This window comes from Streptomyces spectabilis (genome assembly GCF_008704795.1).
Classification (GTDB): domain Bacteria; phylum Actinomycetota; class Actinomycetes; order Streptomycetales; family Streptomycetaceae; genus Streptomyces; species Streptomyces spectabilis.
In genome coordinates, this window is record NZ_CP023690.1 from 8,308,183 (window position 1) to 8,326,437 (window position 18,255).

The 18,255-nt window shown below is 72.7% G+C and carries 15 protein-coding genes; 10 read left to right on the plus strand and 5 right to left on the minus strand.

Translation table 11 applies throughout. The annotated features are described in order from the left end of the window. Positions 1–75: 75 nt before the first annotated feature. From CP982_RS35340 to CP982_RS43030, 3 genes are all read right to left on the minus strand, one after another. Positions 76–273 carry a ferredoxin gene (locus CP982_RS35340; protein ID WP_150514186.1) on the minus strand — a complete coding sequence of 66 codons (198 nt, stop codon included), beginning with the start codon at positions 271–273 and terminating at the stop codon, positions 76–78. 97 nt (positions 274–370) lie between these two features. Continuing rightward, on the minus strand, positions 371–1,477 hold the full coding sequence (locus CP982_RS35345; protein WP_150514187.1) for a helix-turn-helix transcriptional regulator: 1,107 nt from the start codon (positions 1,475–1,477) through the stop codon (positions 371–373). An 881-nt stretch (positions 1,478–2,358) separates the two neighbouring features. Then, on the minus strand, positions 2,359–2,490 hold the full coding sequence (locus CP982_RS43030; RefSeq protein ID WP_260422975.1) for a hypothetical protein: 132 nt from the start codon (positions 2,488–2,490) through the stop codon (positions 2,359–2,361). Positions 2,491–2,739: 249 nt separating this feature from the next. Between CP982_RS43030 and CP982_RS35350 the strand changes: the two genes are divergently transcribed. Further along, positions 2,740–3,471 (plus strand): response regulator transcription factor, encoded by a 732-nt coding sequence (locus CP982_RS35350; RefSeq protein WP_150514188.1) that lies wholly within the window; start codon positions 2,740–2,742, stop codon positions 3,469–3,471. A gap of 32 nt (positions 3,472–3,503) precedes the next feature. On the opposite strand, the gene CP982_RS35355 is transcribed toward CP982_RS35350, so the two are convergent. Then, the gene (locus CP982_RS35355) at positions 3,504–3,992 is read right to left on the minus strand and encodes a type II 3-dehydroquinate dehydratase (protein WP_150514189.1); all 489 of its coding nucleotides are present in this window, start codon (positions 3,990–3,992) and stop codon (positions 3,504–3,506) included. A 540-nt stretch (positions 3,993–4,532) separates the two neighbouring features. Here CP982_RS35355 and CP982_RS35360 point away from each other — a divergent pair. From CP982_RS35360 to CP982_RS35375, 4 genes are all read left to right on the plus strand, one after another. Beyond that, the gene (locus CP982_RS35360) at positions 4,533–4,757 is read left to right on the plus strand and encodes a DUF5988 family protein (protein WP_150514190.1); all 225 of its coding nucleotides are present in this window, start codon (positions 4,533–4,535) and stop codon (positions 4,755–4,757) included. A gap of 154 nt (positions 4,758–4,911) precedes the next feature. After that, positions 4,912–6,792: a molecular chaperone HtpG gene (gene htpG / locus CP982_RS35365; RefSeq protein WP_150514191.1), complete on the plus strand. Its 1,881-nt coding sequence runs from the start codon at positions 4,912–4,914 to the stop codon at positions 6,790–6,792. A 156-nt stretch (positions 6,793–6,948) separates the two neighbouring features. Continuing rightward, complete coding sequence (locus CP982_RS35370) at positions 6,949–8,364, plus strand: wax ester/triacylglycerol synthase family O-acyltransferase (RefSeq protein ID WP_150514192.1); 1,416 nt, start codon at positions 6,949–6,951, stop codon at positions 8,362–8,364. 75 nt (positions 8,365–8,439) lie between these two features. Further along, the gene (locus CP982_RS35375; protein ID WP_150514193.1) at positions 8,440–9,948 is read left to right on the plus strand and encodes an SDR family NAD(P)-dependent oxidoreductase; all 1,509 of its coding nucleotides are present in this window, start codon (positions 8,440–8,442) and stop codon (positions 9,946–9,948) included. A 160-nt stretch (positions 9,949–10,108) separates the two neighbouring features. Here the strand turns inward: CP982_RS35375 and CP982_RS41950 are convergent, their stop codons facing one another. Beyond that, complete coding sequence (locus CP982_RS41950; protein WP_161624921.1) at positions 10,109–10,255, minus strand: hypothetical protein; 147 nt, start codon at positions 10,253–10,255, stop codon at positions 10,109–10,111. Positions 10,256–10,289: 34 nt separating this feature from the next. Here CP982_RS41950 and CP982_RS35380 point away from each other — a divergent pair, with 34 nt between their 5' ends. The 5 genes from CP982_RS35380 (at position 10,290) to CP982_RS35400 (ending at position 18,253) form a co-directional block, all read left to right on the plus strand. Next, the gene (locus CP982_RS35380) at positions 10,290–10,460 is read left to right on the plus strand and encodes a hypothetical protein (RefSeq protein ID WP_229878985.1); all 171 of its coding nucleotides are present in this window, start codon (positions 10,290–10,292) and stop codon (positions 10,458–10,460) included. Between the two features lie 197 nt (positions 10,461–10,657). Next, positions 10,658–11,428, plus strand: a complete 771-nt coding sequence (locus CP982_RS35385) for a helix-turn-helix domain-containing protein (RefSeq protein WP_150514195.1) — start codon at positions 10,658–10,660, stop codon at positions 11,426–11,428. A gap of 74 nt (positions 11,429–11,502) precedes the next feature. After that, positions 11,503–12,774, plus strand: a complete 1,272-nt coding sequence (locus tag CP982_RS35390; protein ID WP_150515889.1) for an MFS transporter — start codon at positions 11,503–11,505, stop codon at positions 12,772–12,774. 77 nt (positions 12,775–12,851) lie between these two features. Beyond that, on the plus strand, positions 12,852–17,576 hold the full coding sequence (locus CP982_RS35395) for a CHAT domain-containing protein (RefSeq protein WP_150514196.1): 4,725 nt from the start codon (positions 12,852–12,854) through the stop codon (positions 17,574–17,576). Beyond that, entirely contained in the window at positions 17,570–18,253 is a 684-nt protein-coding gene (locus CP982_RS35400) for a hypothetical protein (protein WP_150514197.1), read from the plus strand. Before CP982_RS35395 ends, CP982_RS35400 begins: the two co-directional genes overlap by 7 nt. Positions 18,254–18,255: the final 2 nt, after the last annotated feature.

Sequence of the window (18,255 nt, forward strand, 5' to 3'; positions counted from 1 at the left end):
ATTCCGTCAGTTCGTTCCGTCAGTTCGTTCCGTCAGTTCGTTCCGTCGTTCATTCCGGCGGTTCATTCGGTCGGTTCATTCGGTCAGGGAGAGGGCTTGGCCCGGGCAGTTGTCGACGGCCTCGCGGGCCCCGCGCTCCAGGAGTTCGCCCTCGGGTTCGGCGTTGAGGACGACGACCGTGCCCTCGTCCTCGCTCTGGTCGAACAGGTCCGGTTCGGTGAAAACGCACTGGCCGGAGCCGACGCATTTGTCGGCGTCCGCGATGATCCTCATGGGGATTCGCCTCCGCGGCACGGTGAATTGCCTCGTAGAATGTCCCGGCTCGCAGCCGGGTAACGTTACCACTGGACGTCGAACTACGGTTCCTGGCTCAGTAGTCGGCGCTCGAAATCCGGCTCCAGGTACGGGTGAGTTCGACGCGTGAGGCCACGTTCATCTTGCGGAAGATCTTCTTGAGGTGGAATGCCACCGTGTGCCCGGAGATGAAGAGGCGCTCGCCGACCTGGGAGTTCGTGAAGCCCTGGCTCACCAGCTCGGCGACGGCCACCTCCGAATTGGTGAGGGAGCCGATCTTCACGCTGTCATGGGTGGCGTACTGCGGATAGCGGCCGCGCCGCACACCGAGTGACCGGAGCCTGCTCACGACCCGGCGGGCATCGCGCGGGGCCGAGGACTTCGAGTATCCGTCCACCGCCCGTTCGAGGACGTCCACCGCCCGGTCACGCTCCTGAAGCGTGTCCGCGAGCAGTTTTCCGGCGTCTTCGTAGGCGGACGCGGCCGCCCACAGATCCCGGTGCGCCTCGGCCGCGGCGACCAGGAATTCCGGATTCTCCGCCAGGAGACCCTCGGCGTGCGTTCCCGCCGCTTCCACGGACCGGACGCCGCTGTTGCGCGCGGCGAGTTCGGACGCCTCGGCGGCCACCCGCTTGGCGAGGACCTCGTCGCCGAGCTGCCGCGCGGCCCGGACGAGCCAGGCGGCGGCGGCCGGCTGCGCGGCCAGGAGCTCCAGGATGAGCTGGTCGTCCGTGATGATGCCGACGACGAGGTGGGCGGCGCTCGTCGCACCGCCCTGCACCTCCAGGAGCTGGGCCGCCGCCCAGGCGCACTGGCTGGGGCGGTGGACCGTCTGCCCGAGCAGGGCGTCGTCCCGGAGCTGGTTCGCGAAGTCCGAGCTCACGCTCATGTTGCCCTGCCTGAGGGCGCTGAGCGCCATCACGGCGTGCGCCTCGGGGAGCAGACAGGTGAGGCCGAGCTGCTGTGCCTCGCGCACCCCCTTCTCCGCCAGGTCGACCGCGGTGTCGATGTCCCCCTGGGTGAAGGCGAGTTCCGCCGCGCACGTCAGTGAGGCCGCCCTCAGGCCGCCGGATTTCGTGGTGGCGGCCGTCAGTTCCGCCACGCCCGCGAGCACGCGTGCTCCGGCCGCCGGTTCGCGGATTCTCACCAGGAGCGCCGAGTGCCAGATCCTGGCGAGGCCCACGCATTTCCCCGAGCACTCCGGTGCTGTTTTCCCGGCTCTTTCCGCGAGGCGCAGGCCTTCTGTGAGATCGCCGCGCGACCAGGCGGAAAAGGAGAGTGTGGCGAGCCGAACGGTTTCGCAGGAGCTGTTCTCGCAGGCTCCCATGACGTAAAGGGATGGCGGCAGCTGCAGGCGGAACGGTGAATCGAGCATCACATCTCCTGTCAGTGGATCATCACTAACGCCTGGTGGTCCGCGCGCGGTTCCGGCAGCACCGATCACGGGGGCGTGCGCGAGCGCGGTTGTCGTGATGGCGGACAGGCGCGCAAGGGGGCGCGCGCCACCGCTATATGACGCCTCGTCGACTACCGCGTGGCGCCGGCTTCGCCGACCGAAGGCGGGCAGACATGCCGCAGCGGCGGCACGAGTCGGTGCCGATGAGACGGAACTGGCGGGAAGGGGGCGGGGGCTCAAGTTGCATCTGACATGTTCCGATGATCCAACGTTAAGCCCCGCAAGTGCAGGAGCACTTCAGCGGAGGTGAAGCATAATTTCAAAGCTGTGGCGGGCGCGCGGAGGTGTCGCTTGCGATTTGACCGATTTTGCAGCGATCTTCCGGGGGCCTGGCATTCCCGTGGCCAATTCCTTGCCGTGGCCAGTTTCTTACCTTAGCGGCAGTGCGCGGACTTACGGGCGAGTAACCCGTGCATTCGCGCCTGCTTGGCTGTGACTCGTCATGTTGCGGGGCGGCCGGATCGCGTGGCGGCAGGGGCTTTCGGGGTCTTTGCAGGATGATCTTGGTGTGGCACGGTGGGTGCCTGCGCGAGCGCGCCCGGGTGTGCCGCTCGGGCGAAGTGGGCTGGTGGGGCGGGCAGTTCGGCCCGGCCGGGGCGGCGGGTGATTCAGGTGCGGGCCTTGCGGCAGCCGGGTGCGGAGCGACCGTCCAGGACGGAGTGGACCTTGTGCGAGAAGTGGCCCGCGAGTCGGTCGGGGGAGCGGCCTCCCGCTTCGGCGCGGCAGGGCCCGGTGATCACCGGGGGCTCTGTCCGGCCCGGCGGCAACGGCGTCACCACTCGTATCCAGGGTTCCTTCCGCGCCGGCGGCGACAACTGCCGCGCATCTCCCGCCAGTTCACTCAAGCAAAATTCAAGCCGGAACAACAGCTACCGTTTCGGCGCGATATCAGCCGGGTAGGTCTTCAGGTCGGATCAATGGGGGGCGGGTAGTTCAGATCGAGGCAAGAGGAGCCGGGCAGGTCATCAGTATTTCTGGAGGGAAGCGCTTTGGGAAAGCCATCCACACGCGTTCTGCTGGTAAGCAATGATGCGCGTCTGAGCACTGCCTTGCACCACCCACCGCTCCCTGCGAAGTACTTCGTCATCTCGGTGCCGACCAGCGCCCAGGCCCTGGAGAACTTCGGCGATTTCGATCTGTTGCTGCTCGACTCCTCCACCCCGGGCATGGACAGTCGCGAGGTCTGCAAAAGAATCCGCGACCAGGCGTCGGTGCCCATCATCATCCTCGGCCCCTGCGTCAATGAGATCGACCGGGTCCTCGCGCTCAACGCCGGAGCGGACTACTGCGTGGTGAAATCGGACTCGCTCCACGAATTGCAGGCGAGCATGGACGCCGTCATGCGCCGCTCGTATCCCTGTCCGGTCGGCCAGAATTCTCCGGGGGCAGCCGCTCAGGCCGGTGAGGTCCTGGTCGCGGGGCCGCTGCGCCTCAATCCGCGCAACCGGGACGTGACCTTGCACGGACGGCCGGTGCGGCTGACCCCCAAGGAGTTCGACCTGCTCGCCATGCTGATGGAGGACCCCGAAACGCTGCACACCCGCAAGGCCATCATCGCCCGGGTGTGGAACGAGCACTGGTTCGGCTCGACGCGGACGCTGGACGTGCACATCGGGGCGCTGCGGCAGAAGCTCGGTTCCTACGACTGGATCGAGACCAAACGCGGGATCGGATTCCGGCTCGGCACCGTGCCGTCACCCGGCGCGCGCGACTCGCCGTAGCCGCGCGGGACCCGCCGCGGTCGCGGGCGTCGCTACGGCGTCCGCCCGCCGACCTCGCCGTTCGCGGAGTGCGGGCTGTGCCGCGGTGCCGCGGCGAGGTGCAACAGGGCCCGGGCGGCCAGGCGGTAGCCGAAGGCCCCCAGGCCGACCACGACCCCGCTCGCCAGCGGAGCGATCACCGACTCGTGGCGGAATCGCTCGCGGGCCCACACGTTGCTGAGATGCACCTCGACCCACGGCGGCGCGTAGCTCGCCAGCGCGTCGCGCAGGCTCCATCCCGCGATCATGAGGGCGCCCGGATTGACGATGGCCCCGACCGTGCTCTCGCCGTGCCGGTGAATCGCGCCGACGAGGTCCCCTTCCCCGTCGTGCTGGACGGAGAGGACCTCCCATCCCTGGGCACGTACTTCCTCGGCGACCGCCGCCTCGATGTCGGCGAGCGTGTCGGTGCCGTATATCTCGGGCTCACGCCGGCCCAGAACGCCCAGGTTGGGTCCGTTCAGGAGAAGCACGACACTCAAGGTGCACCTCGCAATTCCTTGCAATACCTTCGGGATGCGGACGACCGGCGAACCGTGGGGCGCCCCCATAATCCCGACACCGGGCACGGCGCGCCATCATCAGAATTGATAGTTCCGGTGGCGCGCGGGCGGCGGCCGTACGCCCCGGCACGAGGAGCGGCGACTCTACTAGCATTGGTAGACCTGATGCTGAGGGCAGATGTGGGCGCCGGTACCTATACCCCTGCCCGTACCCGCCGCGTACGCTGGCGACAGTTCCTTGAGGGAGCGGGGGTTGGGGGTGCGGCGCGGAACGGCGCGGAACGGCTTTCCGTACGGAAAAGATCTCCTCGTTGCGGAGTCGTTCGCGAGCCACCGGACGGCGTGAGTCACCGGACAGCGGCAGAATTCGAGGTCGGGAATGGCGGAAGCCGACTGAATGAGCCGAGAGGCGACCGTGTTTCCGTTGATCCGAGGTTTCCCCCTGCCGCAACCACCCTCCCGGAACCCCAAGTTCAGCGCCACAACCGGAACCGCTGGCCCCGAAGGTGAGGATGAACCATGGTCGACCACGGCACTCCCAACGTGTTCCTCAGCGGCGGCTCTCGCTCGTTGATCACGGACGAGGACCGACTGCACTATCTGCCGGACCCCAGCGTGGACAAGGTCAAGGTGCTGTGCGGCAACCGCTACGAACACTTCGAGGCCAGCACCGACACGACCCGCGTCGACGACCGTGAACTGCGTGTCTTCGTATGGACCCAGCGCACGTACGTCGCGGAGTGAGACGGCGGGCCCTCCACCCGGCAGGACGCGGGGGAGGGCCCGCCGTATGCCGTGGCCGCTTGTCCGGGCAGGCGGCGGTGTGCCAGATTTCGATGTGCGCACGCGCGCACATTCTGTGACCGATCTGTGTACATCAGGCTAGTGAAGGGACGCAATGAGCACCGAGACGCTGGAGTTTCAGGCGGAAGCGCGGCAGCTCCTGCAGTTGATGGTCCACTCGATCTACTCGAACAAGGACATCTTCCTGCGCGAGCTGATCTCCAACGCCTCCGACGCCTTGGACAAACGGCGCCTCGCCGGCCTCACCGACGACGCGCTGCGCGCCGACGACCTGCACATCGAGATCGAGGCGGACGCCGAGGCCCGCACTCTCACCGTGCGGGACAACGGCATCGGCATGTCGCGCGAGGACGTGGTGGGGCTCATCGGCACCATCGCCCGGTCCGGCACGGCCGAGACCCTGCGCCGCCTCAAGGAGAACAAGAACAACGGGAACAACGGGAACGACGGGAACAAGGAGCAGAAGGAGAACGCGGCGTCGGCCGAGCTGATCGGCCAGTTCGGCGTCGGCTTCTACTCCGTGTTCATGGTCGCCGACAAGGTCGGCCTGGTCACCCGCAAGGCCGGTACGGAACAGGGCGTCCGCTGGGAGTCGGACGGCGACGGCACGTACACCATCGAGACCGTCGAGGACGCGCCGGAAGGCACCTCGGTGACCGTCCACCTGCGGCCCGCGGACGAAGAGGACGCGCTGTACGACTACGCCGACGACCGGAAGATCCGGGAGATCGTCAAGCGGTACTCGGACTTCATCTCGTTCCCCATCCGGATGGGCGACGAGACCCTCAACTCGATGAAGGCGCTCTGGGCGCGGCCCCGGTCCGAGGTCAACGACGAGGAGTACCGCGAGTTCTACCGGCACATCAGCCACGACTGGACGGACCCGCTCGACGTCATCCAGATGCGGGCGGAGGGCACCTTCGAGTACGAGGCGCTGCTCTTCATCCCGTCGCGCGCCCCGCACGACCTCTTCCAGCGCGACGCCCGTCACGGCGTCCAGCTGTACGTCAAGCGCGTGTTCATCATGGATGACACCCGCGAGCTGCTGCCCGACCACCTCCGCTTCGTCAAGGGAGTCGTGGACGCGGCCGATCTGTCGCTCAACATCTCCCGGGAGATCCTCCAGCAGGACCGGCACATCCAGCTGATCCGCCGCCGCCTCGCGAAGAAGGTCCTGTCCACGGTCAAGGACCTCATGAAGAACGACGCCGAGAAGTACCGCACGTTCTGGCGCGAGTTCGGCCCCGCCGTCAAGGAGGGCCTGCTCGACCGGTCCGAGGACCACAAGGCGATCCTCGACATCGCGTCCTTCGGCTCCACCGCGGGCGAGGAGCCCACGAGCCTGGCCGACTACGTCTCCCGGATGAAGGACGGCCAGGACAAGATCTACTTCATGACCGGCGAGAGCCGCGCGCAGGTCGAGAACTCCCCGCACCTGGAGGCCTTCCGGGCCAAGGAGTACGAGGTCCTGCTGCTCACCGACCCGGTGGACGAGATCTGGGTCGAGGGAGTGGCGGAGTACGAGGGCAAGGAGTTCCAGTCCGTCACGCGGGGCGCGGTCGACCTGCCTGCCGACGAGGAGCTGTCGGAGGAGGAGTCCGGGAGCTACGCGCCGCTGCTCGGCTGGCTCAAGGAGACCCTCGACGACGTGAAGGACGTCCGGCTCACGACCCGTCTGACCAGCTCGCCCGCGTGCCTCGTCAGCGACGCCGAGGGGCTGACGCCGACGCTGGAGAAGATGTACAAGGCGATGGGCCAGGAGGTCCCCGCGGTCAAGCGCATCCTGGAGCTGAACCCCGAGCACCCGCTGGTCACCGGGCTCAGGACCGCGCACGAGCAGCGCGCCGACGCCCCGGAGCTGACCGAGACGGCCGAGCTCCTGTACGGCACCGCCCTGCTCGCGGAAGGGGGCGACCTCGCGGACCCGGCGCGCTTCGCCAAGCTGCTCGCTGACCGCCTCGCCAGGACGGTGTGACCCACCCGTAGGGGGGCAAGGAGTACGGACGAGGGGTGCGGGCGAGGGGTGCGGGCCTTCATGAGGCGTTAACTGTACGTAGCTAGATCGTACTTGACCGTAATTGTCAGAGGGTGATTGGCTGCTTGCTCCCCGTCATCGACGCGAGAGCAAGCCATGACCTCTGAGAGCTCAGACCTGCTCGCACCCCTCGATCTCGCCTTCTGGAGCATCGAGTCCGCCGAACACCCCATGCATCTGGGGGCCTTGGGCGTCTTCACGGCCGACTCGCCCTCGGCCGCCGCGCACGCCGCCGAACTGCTCGCCGCGCGCGCCGCCGCCGTGCCGGGCCTGCGCCTGCGCATCCGGCGGGTGCTGCTGCCCCTCGGCGGCGCCGCGCGGCACCCCGCGCCCGGCTTCGACCCGCTGGACCACGTGCGGCTCGCCGCGCCCGTACGGGACTTCCACGCGGCGGCGGGCGCCCTGCTGCAGCAGCCGCTCGACCGGGACCGGCCGCCGTGGGAGGCGCACGTCCTGCCCGGCGCGGACGGCGGGTCCTTCGCCGTGCTCTTCAAGTTCCACCACGCGCTCGCGGACGGACTGCGGGCGCTCACGCTCGCGGCCGCGGTCATGGACCCGGCCGCGAGCACCGCGCCCACGGCCGTACGCGCCGCCCACCCGCGGGAGCACCCCCAGGAGCACCCGCCGTGGTGGCGGGCCCTCGACCCGCGGGAGCTGCCGGGCCTCGTCGCCGCCGTGCCCGGCCGTGCCGCGTCGGCCGCCCTCGCCGCCGTCGGTGACGCCGGCCGGGCGCTCGGCATCGGCGCGGCGGTGGCCCGCGCGACCTGGGGGACCCGCTCCTCCGCCGCCCTCACCTCACGGCCCACCGGCACGCGCCGCACCGCGGGCGTCCTGCTCGACCTCGACGACGTGCACCGCGTGCGCAAGACCGCGGGCGGCACCGTCAACGACGTCCTGATCACCGTCGTCGCCGGGGCGCTGCGGCGCTGGCTCGACGAGCGCGGCGACGGCAGCGACGGCGTCGCGCCGCGCGCCCTCGTCCCCGTGTCGCGCCGCCGCCCGCGCGCCGCTCACCCCCAGGGCAACCGCCTCTCCGGCTATCTGGTCCGGCTGCCCGTCGACGACCCCGCCCCGCTGGCGCGCCTGGCCGCGGTGCGCGCCGCCATGGACCGCAACAAGGACGCGGGACCCACGCGCGGCGCGGGCGCCGTCGCGCTGCTCGCCGACCACGTGCCCTCGCTCGGGCACCGCGTCGGCGGCCGGTCCCTCGCCCACGCCGCCCGGCTGCTCTTCGACGTCCTGGTCACCAGCGTGCCCCTGCCGAGCCTCGGCCTGGCCCTGGGCGGCTGCCCGCTCACCGAGGTCTACCCCTTCGCCCCGCTCGCGCACGGCCAGGCCCTCGCCGTCGCGGTCTCCACCTACCGGGGGCGCGTCCACTACGGCCTGGTCGCCGACGCGGCGGCGGTGCCGGACCTGGAGCGGCTCGCGGCCTGCGTGCGCGCGGAGCTCGCCGGGCTCGTGGCCGCCTGCGACGACCGGACGAGTTTGATACCGGACCCCCGCGCTACGTAAAGTTCCGCTTTTGGAGTATCCGCGGTCGATCCCAGGCGAGCCGCGGCACGAGCGCGATGAGGAACGACAGCGGCGATGACGGTCACAGACGAGAGCCAGCAGGAGGGCACCGGCGCCGTCGCCGGCGTCGAAGCGTACGGTCCGGGCATCGACCCCGAGCGTCTCGCCGTCTGCCTCAGCGTGCTCGAGGAGCTCGACGAGCTGGACGTCGACCACCCCGACGCGATCACGGTGCGCCGCGCCACGGCCGGGATCTACCGCACCGTGAAGCAGCGCCGCCGCCAGGAGCGCCGGGCCGCGAAGACCGCCCACGACAAGGCCGTCACCGAAGCCACCGCCACCGGCTCCGCGCAGCGCATCGACGACGAGACGGAGGGCATCCTGCCGTCGTCGGTCACCGAGGCGGGCAAGATCGCGGGGATACTCCAGCGCCCCCGCTCCTGCTACACCTGCAAGACGCGGTACGTGGAGGTCGACTACTTCTACCACCAGCTCTGTCCCGAGTGCGCCTCCCTGAACCGCTCCAAGCGCGACGCCCGCGCGGACCTCACCGGCAAGAGCGCGCTGCTCACCGGCGGCCGCGCCAAGATCGGCATGTACATCGCGCTGCGGCTGCTGCGTGACGGTGCCCACACCACGATCACCACGCGCTTCCCCAAGGACGCCATCCGCCGGTTCAAGGCCATGGAGGACTCCGCGGACTGGATCGACCGCCTCGAAGTCGTCGGCATCGACCTGCGCGACCCGGCCCAGGCCGTGGCCCTGGCCGAGCAGGTCGCCGAGCGCGGCCCGCTGGACATCCTGATCAACAACGCCACCCAGACCGTGCGCCGGCTGCCCTCCGCCTACGCCGCGCTCGTCGAGGGCGAGAGCGCCCCGCTGCCCGCCGGCGAGCTGCCCGCCCACCACGTGATCGGCGCCTTCAACTCCGGCGCGGTGGACGGCCTCGCCGCGCTGCCCCTCGGGGCCACCGGGCTCGACGCGCAGAAGGTCGCCGACCTCGCCCTGGTCGCGGGCAACGCCAGCGTCGAGCGGCACCGCGACGGCAGCGCCATCGACGCGGGCGGCCTGGTGCCGGACGTCGTGGACAGCAACACCTGGGTGCAGTCCATCGAGCAGATCTCCCCCGTGGAGCTGCTTGAGACGCAGCTGTGCAACTACACGGCGCCGTTCATCCTCATCAGCAAGCTGCGCGAGGTGATGGCCGAGGCCGCGCGCAAGGCGGCGAGCAAGCGCGCGTACGTCGTCAACGTCTCGGCGATGGAGGGCGTGTTCGGCCGCGGCTACAAGGGCGCGGGCCACCCCAACACCAACGCCGCGAAGGCCGCGATGAACATGGTGACGCGGACCAGCGCCCAGGAGATGTTCCAGACCGACGGCATCCTCATGACCTCGGTCGACACCGGCTGGATCACCGACGAGCGCCCCCACTACGACAAGCTGCGCCTGGCCGAGGAGGGCTTCCACGCCCCGCTCGACCTGGTCGACGGCGCGGCCCGCGTCTACGACCCGGTCGTGCGCGGCGAGGCGGGCGACGACGTGTACGGCGTCTTCCTGAAGGACTACGCGCCCGGCAAGTGGTGACCTCCCGTGCGCGGGCGCACCCTCGGCCGGGAGGCCGAGAGAGCGCGCCCGCCCGGAAGTCAAGAGCCGCGCGCCCGTCCGGGAGGTGACGCGGCGTCCGCCCGCAGGCGGATGTCCGGAAGTCACCCCTTAGGTCTAGCGCTATCGAGCAGACTCCCGCTCATTTGGTTAATCTGGTGCGAACGGACGGCTGGAAGGCATCCACCACCGCCTCGCGGCCGTCCAGGGACAGGCTCGCCACCACGGCCGCGATCCCGCCCGCATCCGGCGCCACCGCGACCGCGAAGACAGCGAAAGCAATGAGCATCGTTTGTCCGTTACGCGACACAGAGGAGTGCGCGGTGACACCAGATCTGACGAAGCAGGAGAAGCCGGCCGAAGCCGGCGGTGAGCGGGCGGGCCGCCCGAAGCAGCTCCGCAACCTGGAGGCCTGGGCCAAGGCGGCCCCGATCCGTCTCGCCGGCTACGAGGACGACCTCGCCGAGCCGCACATCCTGCCGGGTATCGACTGACGGTATCCGCCCGCACGCACCACACACCCCGCGCCGTCCCCACGGCGCGGGGTGTTTGTCGACGCCGCACGTTCCCGGCCGTCTCGGGCCCCGCCCGGGGTCGCGTCCCGGGGCGCGCCCGGGCCGTGCACGACTTTCCCAAAGAAACTCTGCAAAAACTCTTTTGGAAAGTGGCGACGGCGACCTACGCTGCCCATATGGCTGACGAAAACCGGGTCCTCGACCCCGAGCGGGACGCCGCCGCCCTCAAGGCCCTCACCCACCCCCTGCGCATCACTCTGCTCGGCCTGCTGCGCGCGGACGGCCCCGCCACGGCGAGCGAGCTCGCCGTGAAGACCGGTGAGTCGTCCGCCTCCACCAGCTACCACCTGCGGGTCCTGGCGAAGTACGGGTTCGTGGCCGAGGCCGAGCACCGCGACGGACGCGAGCGGCGCTGGCGCCCGGTGCACGCGGTCACCAGCTGGAACAACGAGGAGATGGACGCCTCGCCGGCGGGCCGCGCCTTCATGAGCCGCATGGCCCGGCGCCAGCTCGACCATCTGCACCGCTCCCTGGCCCGGTACGAGCGGGACCTGGACGCCGGGCGCATCGGGCCCGAGTGGCGCCGGCACGCCGGGATCACCGACCTCATGCCGCGCCTGACGGCCGACTCCCTCGCCGAGCTGTGGCAGGCCTTCGAGGGGAAGCTGGCGGAGCTGACGGAGCGGGACGCCGAGGACCCGCGGGCGGAGCAGGTCGTGGTCTTCGCCGCGACCCTGCCGGTGGCGGCGCGGATGCCGGGGGAGTACGACCCGCTCGCGGCACCCGGCGAAGGCGACGAGCCCGGCGGGGCGGAGCGAAGCACCGCTTCCGGAGGCGGGCCCGCGGGGCCGGAGGAACCCGGCGCGGACGGACCGGACGGGCCCGGCGTCCCCCACGGCCACGACGGCCCCGGCGGGCACCGCAACGTCAGCTGGGGTGCGTCGTGACGGTCCGGCAGCCCCTCGCCCCCCGCGTCGCCCGGCGCCGGTACGTGATCGCCAGCGGACTGTTCTGGCTGCCGATGGGCCTCGCCATCGCCCCCATGGTCCCGCTGATGACCGAGCGGGGACTCGCCCTCGCGGCGGTCGCGGGATGCATAGCCGCACACTCGCTCACCGCCGCGCTGCTCGAACTGCCCACCGGCGGACTCGCGGACGTCCTCGGCCGCCGGACTGTACTCGCCGCCGCGGGCGCGCTCGACGCGGTGGCGCTCACCCTGCACGCGCTCGGCACCACCGCCTGGGTGCTCGCCCTCGCCATGGCCCTCAAGGGAGCGGGCCGCGCCCTGTCCAGCGGCCCCGCGGAGGCCTGGTACGTCGACACCGTGCAGGCGAGCGCGGGACCCGACGCCGAGCTGCGCACCGGCCTGGCGCGCGGCGCCACCGCCACCTCCGTCGCCCTGGCGGTCGGCACCCTCGTCGGCGGCGCGCTGCCCTGGCTCCTCGGGCTCGGCCCCGACCTCGGCGGCCGCCTCGACGAGGCCACGTCGGGGCTCGTCCTGCCGCTGTCCGTACCGGCGCTGCTCGGCGTGGCCGTCGCGCTCGCCTTCATCGTGTACGTGCTGACGGCGCTGCCCGAGCCGCCACGGCCCCGCGCCACCCTGCGCGGCGTGCTGCGCGAGGTCCCGGGCGCCATCGCCGCCGGGATCCGCCTGGGCGGCAGCGACGCCCTGGTGCGCCGGGTCGTGCTCAGCGCGGGCGCGGCGGGCAGCGCCCTGGTCACCGTCGAACTGCTCACCCCGGGCCGCGCCGCAGACCTGACCGGCGCGGCGGAGTCGGGCGCGGTGGTCTTCGCGGGACTCGCCTGCGGCGGATTCCTGTGCTCGGCCCTCGGCAGCCAGCTCGCCCCGCCCGTCGCCCGCCTCGCCGGCGGCGGGGAGCGCGCCGTCCTGCTCTGCCTCGGTGCCGCCGGGGGCGGCCTTCTGCTGCTCGCGGTCACGGCGACCGCCACGGGACCGGCCCCCGTGCTCCTCGCGGTCGGCGGCTACGCGCTCGTGTATCTGGGCCTCGGCGCGGCGAACCCCAGCCAGAACGAGCTGCTGCACCACCGGGTGACGAGCGAGGGCCGGGCCACCGCGCTGTCCGTCCAGTCCCTCGCACTGCAACTGGTCGGCGCCCTCACGGGGTTGGCCGCCGGGCTCCTGCCGGCCGGGACCGCGCGCTGGCTGCTCGGCGCCGCCGTGCTGCTCGCGGGCGCCGCGCTGTGGGCGCGCCGCACGGAACCGGCCGCCGCTCCCGGCGCACCCGCGGATCGGTTCCCGCTGGTCAACTCCGATTCGGCGGCGGAACGTTGACGTGACGCGGTGGAACCGCGGCGCCGCTCACCGCGTTACCTGGGGGGTGAGGTGACGGACGGCGTGAGGGGGACGCGGTGCTGGGGCTGACCATGCTGGTGACGTGGGCCAGGTCGATGCACGACCGGTTCGGACCGCAGCCGCCCGATGTTCCGGGGGCCCGCGGGACCGCGCGGGCGCCGCAGGCGCCGGCGGTCGACCGGGCGGCGGCCGAGGAGCGGCTGCGCGCCCTCGCGGCCCTGCCGCCCGCGGCCCGCCGCGACGACGTGGCGGAGCGCTCGGCCGACGCGACGACCAGCCTGCTCGCGGACCTCTTCGCGTACGGGGCGACCTGCGAGGACCCCTGGCGGGTGCGCGCGGAGGCCGGGCTCCTGGCCGACGTGCTCGAAGCGGTCGTTGCCGCGCTCGGAGTCGGCCGCGACCCCCGCCGGAGCGACGCCCGGCGCGTCGCCCAGATGCTGGCCGCGCAGACCCACCTGGTGCACGGCATCGCCGCCGACGCGATCGGCCACCGGGACGAGGCGCACCGCCACTTCTCGCTCGCCGCGCACCCGGCCGCCGCCCGGGTCGACGGCGTCGCCTTCGCCCTCGGCACCGTCGGAGCCGCCCTCACCGACGAGGAGGCCGACCGCGACTCCCTCGCCGAGGTCCCCGAGGCCGCCCGGGACATGCTGGACCCGCTGGAGGAGATGTGCGGGTACGAACTCGCCGTGCTCCGCCGCGCGCTGAGGGTGCGCCGCGCGGCGTACGACGTGGTGGCCACGGTCGCCGAGGACGGCGACCACGAGGAGGGCAGCCGGGAAGCGGCCCTGAAGCGCTGGCTGGACCGGTGGGGGCCGGGCGCGGAGGCCGAGCTGTGGATCGCCTGGAGGAACGCGTTCGTCGACAGGCTGTCGGAGAGCGAGAGCGAGAGCGAGAGCGATAGCGGGAGCGAAGAGGGAGAGCGTGGCGACGAGGCGCTCCTGGAGTGGGCGGCGCTCGGCGACCGGGCGCTCGCGGCCTACCCGGACGCCCCGAGGTTCCGCTGGACGCTCGCCCGCCATCTGCGGGCCCGGGGCGCGACGGCCCGCGAGATCCGCGTCCTGACGGACCTCGTGGCCGACGACCCCGCGGACCCGCAGGCGGTCCGGCCGCTGGCCAACGCCTACGCCGAGGCGGGCCGCCTGGACGAGGCCGTCGCGCTGCTGCGCTCCCGGATCTCGGACCCGCCGGTGCCCGACGACGAGCCCTTCGTCGAGCTGATCGTGCTGCTCCTCGCCGCCAGGCTGCGCCCGGAGGCGGGGGAGTGGGACGAGGAGCTGGCCCGCATCACCGGCGGCCGCCGCATCACCGACGTCCTGCCGACGACGGGCAACGCCCCCGCCCCCGCCGCCCGTCCGCCCGTGTACGCGCTGTTCAAGGACGGCGAACTGCTCATCGACCCCAAGAGCGGAAGCGTGCCGCCGGGCGAGGTCGCCGCCCAGCTGTGGGCCGCGATGATCGCGGGCAGCCCGGAGGGCGCGGACCAGCTCCAGCGCCTCGCCGAGGACGAGCCGGGCCTCGCGGCCAAGGTGGCGAAGCTCCTCGGCGTCTCCCTGGTGACCCGCGCCCAGCGCGAGGCGTCCGAGCTCATCGGCCGCGGCGAACACCACTTCCACCGCGGTGAGTACGCCGACGCGGCGACGTACTACCAACGCGCCCTCGACGCCGACCCGGAGAGCTCGCTCGCCCTGCTGATGCTCGGCGACGTGCACTTCGTCCGCCGCGAGATGGGGCTCGCCCGGGTCTACTTCCAGGAGTCGCTCGCCGTCGAGGAGACGCCGATGGCCTGGCGCTTCCTCGGCGACACCTTCCGCGACGCGCTCGACGGTGCGGACGAGGCCCGGCGCGCCTACGAACGCGCGCTGGCTCTCGACCCCGGCTACGGCGGCGCCCGGCAGTCCCTCGAAGCGCTGCCGCCCCGGACCGCCGTGCCCCCGCCCGCACCCGAACCGGCCGCCGAGGCGACCGTGCCGCAACCCCCGGACGCCGACGCGTCCGCGGCCGGACCTCCGGCGGACGCACCTGTGACGGCCGAGCCCGCGGCGGCCGAACCCCACGAGCCCGCGCGCTTCGGCGCCCCCTACGGCGGACCCATCGGCCTGCCGGTCTCCGGACCCACCTCGGGCACCGGGATCAACGCCGCGCTGCCCGCCGAGCTCGAAGCCGCCGTGCGGGAGCGCGAGCCCGCGCTCGGCGAGCTGCTCGCCGCGGCCACCGACGACGACCGCTTCGACACCTGGCTGCGCACCGAGGGCGCGGACCACTGGCCCGGCGCCCTCGACACCCTGCGGATGATGGTGTTCCACTGGGCCGCCAAGGCGGGCGACTTCGAGCGCTCCCTGCTGCTCGCCCGGCGCGGCGTACAGCTCGCGGAGCACCTGGACCAGCAGTGGCCCACCGGCGACCCCGAGGAGCCCGGCCGGGCACGGCTGCTCGCGGACGCCCTCAAGCAGGCCGCGGCCGTCCTCGACGACATGGGGCGCTACAGCGAGGCGTACGACCTGCTGCGCCAGGCCGAGCGGTGGCTGGTGACCGACGAGCACGAGCGGGAGCGCGCGGGCCGTGCCCCGTGGCTCGACTTCGGGCAGTTCAGCAGCCTCGACGGCTGGGCGGCGCTGTACCGCGACCTCGCCCGGGTGGCGCGCCGCTGCGGCGACGCGGCCGCGGCCGAGGACTACCAGCGCAGGCTCGACGAGATCACCGCCGACGTCCCGGCCAGCGACCATGAGCGGATCGTGTCGCTCGTCGAACTCGCCATGGCCTGGCACCAGCTGGGGGAGCGGGAGCGCGCTCTGAGCTGGTTCCACGAGGCCCTGCCGCTCGCCGAGCGGGAGGCGCTGCGCTCCCCGGTGCCGGTCGCGCTCGCCACCGTCCACCACTACCTGGGCGTGGTCCTCGGCGAACAGGGCTTCCCGCGCATGGCCCTGCACCACCTCGCCGAAGCCCGGATGCGCAACTCCGGCAACGCCGACCGGCTCGCCCAGGACTGGCTCGCCACCGCCGCCGTGCTGCGCCGCTGGCCCGACCTCGGCCACGCCGTGCTCGCGTACGAGCAGGTCCTGCAGCTGTCGGGCGTGCCGGGGCAGAAGGGCGACCCGCTGTTCTGGGCGCCCCGGGGCGAGCCCACGGCGACGCGGGGCCACCGCGTCCTGTCCGCCGAGCGCGCCTGGCCCGCGATCCTGCCCATGGCCCACGCGGCCTGGGAGTACGGCGAGACGTACACGGCCACCGACGTGCTCGAACTCGGCGTGGACCTGGCCGACCTGGTGCGCGCGGCCGAACCGGACCCCGAGCGGCGCACCCACCTGACGGACGGCCGGGCCGAGGCGTACGAACTGCTGACCCGCTACCGCCTGCGGCGCGCGGAGAGCGAGGCCCGCGGCGCGGCGGGCCGGGCCGCGGACCGTCCCGCCCGCGCGGACCAGGACCCGCGCCACCACGTCGCCGCGGCCTTCACCGCGTCCGAGCGGCTGCGCGCCCGCTCCCTGCTCGACGCCATGAGCACCGCCCAGCTCCGCGCGCCCGACGGCGTACCGCCCGCCCTCCTGGCCGACGAGGCGGCCCTCATCGGCGAGCGCGCGGCCCTCGCGGCGGGGCCCGCCGTGGACTGGCAGCGCCACTACGACCTCACCGCGCGCCTCGACGCCCTGTGGCGCGAGCTCGCCGGGTACGGCCCGCTCGCCGAGGAGTACGTCGCGGTCCGCCGCGCCACCGTCACGGACCCCGGCGCCGTCTCCCGCGAACTCGCCGGACAGCGCACGGTGGTGGCCTCGTACGCGCTGCTCGACACCGGTGAGATCGCCCTCTTCACGCTGGGCGGCGACGGTGACGGTGGCGCCGTGCGCGTCACCCCGGTGGACGCCGACGGCGCGGCGGTGCTGCGCTTCGTCGCGGACAACCTGGGCAGCGCCGGGCGCGTCCGCGAGATGGCCGAGGACATGCCGGGGCTCTTCCACCGCGTCCTCGACCCGCTCGTGGCCCCGCTGGCCGCGCTCACCCGGCCCGAGGACACCGTCGTCATCTGCCCCACCGGCGCCCTGCACCACGTGCCCTTCCACGCCCTGTGCCCCGACGCCTCCGGGGCGCTCATCGACCGCAACGCCGTGACGTATCTGCCGACCGTCTCGCTCCTGCGCACCTTCACCCACCGCACCCCCGTCGCGGGCGGCGGCGCCCTCGTCCTCGGCGACCCCGGCGGCGACCTGCCGCACGCGCGCGGCGAGGCCGTGGCCCTCGGCGAGCGCCTCGGCCGCGCCCCGCTGCTCGGTGAGCGGGCGACCCGGGAGCGGGTGCTGCGCGGCCTGCCCGACGCGGAGGTGTTCCACGCCGCCTGCCACGCCTCCTTCGACGCCGCCGACCCGCTGTCCTCCGGACTCGTGCTCGCCGACGGCGTCCTGACGGCCCGTGACATCCTGCGCCAGGACCTGCACGGCGTGCGGCTCGCCGTCCTGTCCGCCTGCGAGACCGGCCTCGGCCGCACCAGCCGCACCGACGACACGCTCGGCCTCAGCTGGTCCCTGCTGTACGCGGGCGTGCGGTCCCTGGTGATGAGCCTGTGGCGGGTGCCGGACGCCTCCACGGCCGCCCTCATGGGCGACTTCCACGATCTGACCGCCGCGGGCGAGGCGCCCGGCACCGCGCTGCGCGCCGCCGTGCGCGCCGCCCGCGACCGCCCGGGCGGCGACCGCCTGGAGCGCTGGGCGGCCTTCTGCCTGCTCGGCGACTGGCGCGCCCCGCGCCCCGACCTCCGTTCCGCGACCCCAGGGAGCACCCCGTGCTGACCGCCACCGGCCTGCCCGCCGGATACGAGCTGATCGACCTCGTCACCCCGGCCGTGGAGGAGGACGAGCAGGACCGCGCCCTGGCCCCCGTCGGCGAGACCACGGTCACCCTGCTGCGGCGCGAGACCCGGATCGGGCTCGCCCGGGGCACCGTGCGGCGCGTGGCCGGCGCGGAGCCGGGCCGCACCGGTCACGACATCCCGCTGATCTGTGTGGTCCAGACGCATCCGGAGACCGATGTGCGCTGGTCGCGCCTGGTGATCGATCTGTCCCCCTCGCCCGGCGCGGTCGTGGCGGACATGTCGCCCACGCTCGTCGACGGCGAGAGCCCCGTGGAGCTGGAGACCACGTTGGGCGCGGGCCTCAGCTTCAACGTGGCCGCCTCCGGGCTCGGCGCGCAGCTGTCCCCGCAGGTCACCCGGCGCAAGACGGTGTACTGCCCGCGCATCACGTCCTCCGGCGTCGGATTCACCACCGCCTACTGGGACTTCAGGACATCCGACCGCGCCTTCCTGCACGTCAACGAGGAGCTGCGGCTGCTCGTCTCGGCCCCGGCGGACACGCCGGTGGAGGCCGCGGTGACCCTGCGCGCCCGCATCGTCCCCAAGGGCCTCGGCCGGGTGATCCGCCTGACGGGCAAGCTCGGCGGCGTCGAGGCGCGCTGCCGCCTCGCGTGACC

Coding starts and splice junctions, on each gene's coding strand:
- CP982_RS41950 (WP_161624921.1), bottom strand. CDS start 10,255: ATGCTCATTGCTTTCGCTGTCTTCGCGGTCGCGGTGGCGCCGGATGCG.
- CP982_RS35390 (WP_150515889.1), top strand. CDS start 11,503: ATGGGCCTCGCCATCGCCCCCATGGTCCCGCTGATGACCGAGCGGGGA.
- CP982_RS35375 (WP_150514193.1), top strand. CDS start 8,440: ATGACGGTCACAGACGAGAGCCAGCAGGAGGGCACCGGCGCCGTCGCC.
- CP982_RS35340 (WP_150514186.1), bottom strand. CDS start 273: ATGAGGATCATCGCGGACGCCGACAAATGCGTCGGCTCCGGCCAGTGC.
- htpG (WP_150514191.1), top strand. CDS start 4,912: ATGAGCACCGAGACGCTGGAGTTTCAGGCGGAAGCGCGGCAGCTCCTG.
- CP982_RS35370 (WP_150514192.1), top strand. CDS start 6,949: ATGACCTCTGAGAGCTCAGACCTGCTCGCACCCCTCGATCTCGCCTTC.
- CP982_RS35360 (WP_150514190.1), top strand. CDS start 4,533: ATGGTCGACCACGGCACTCCCAACGTGTTCCTCAGCGGCGGCTCTCGC.
- CP982_RS35385 (WP_150514195.1), top strand. CDS start 10,658: ATGGCTGACGAAAACCGGGTCCTCGACCCCGAGCGGGACGCCGCCGCC.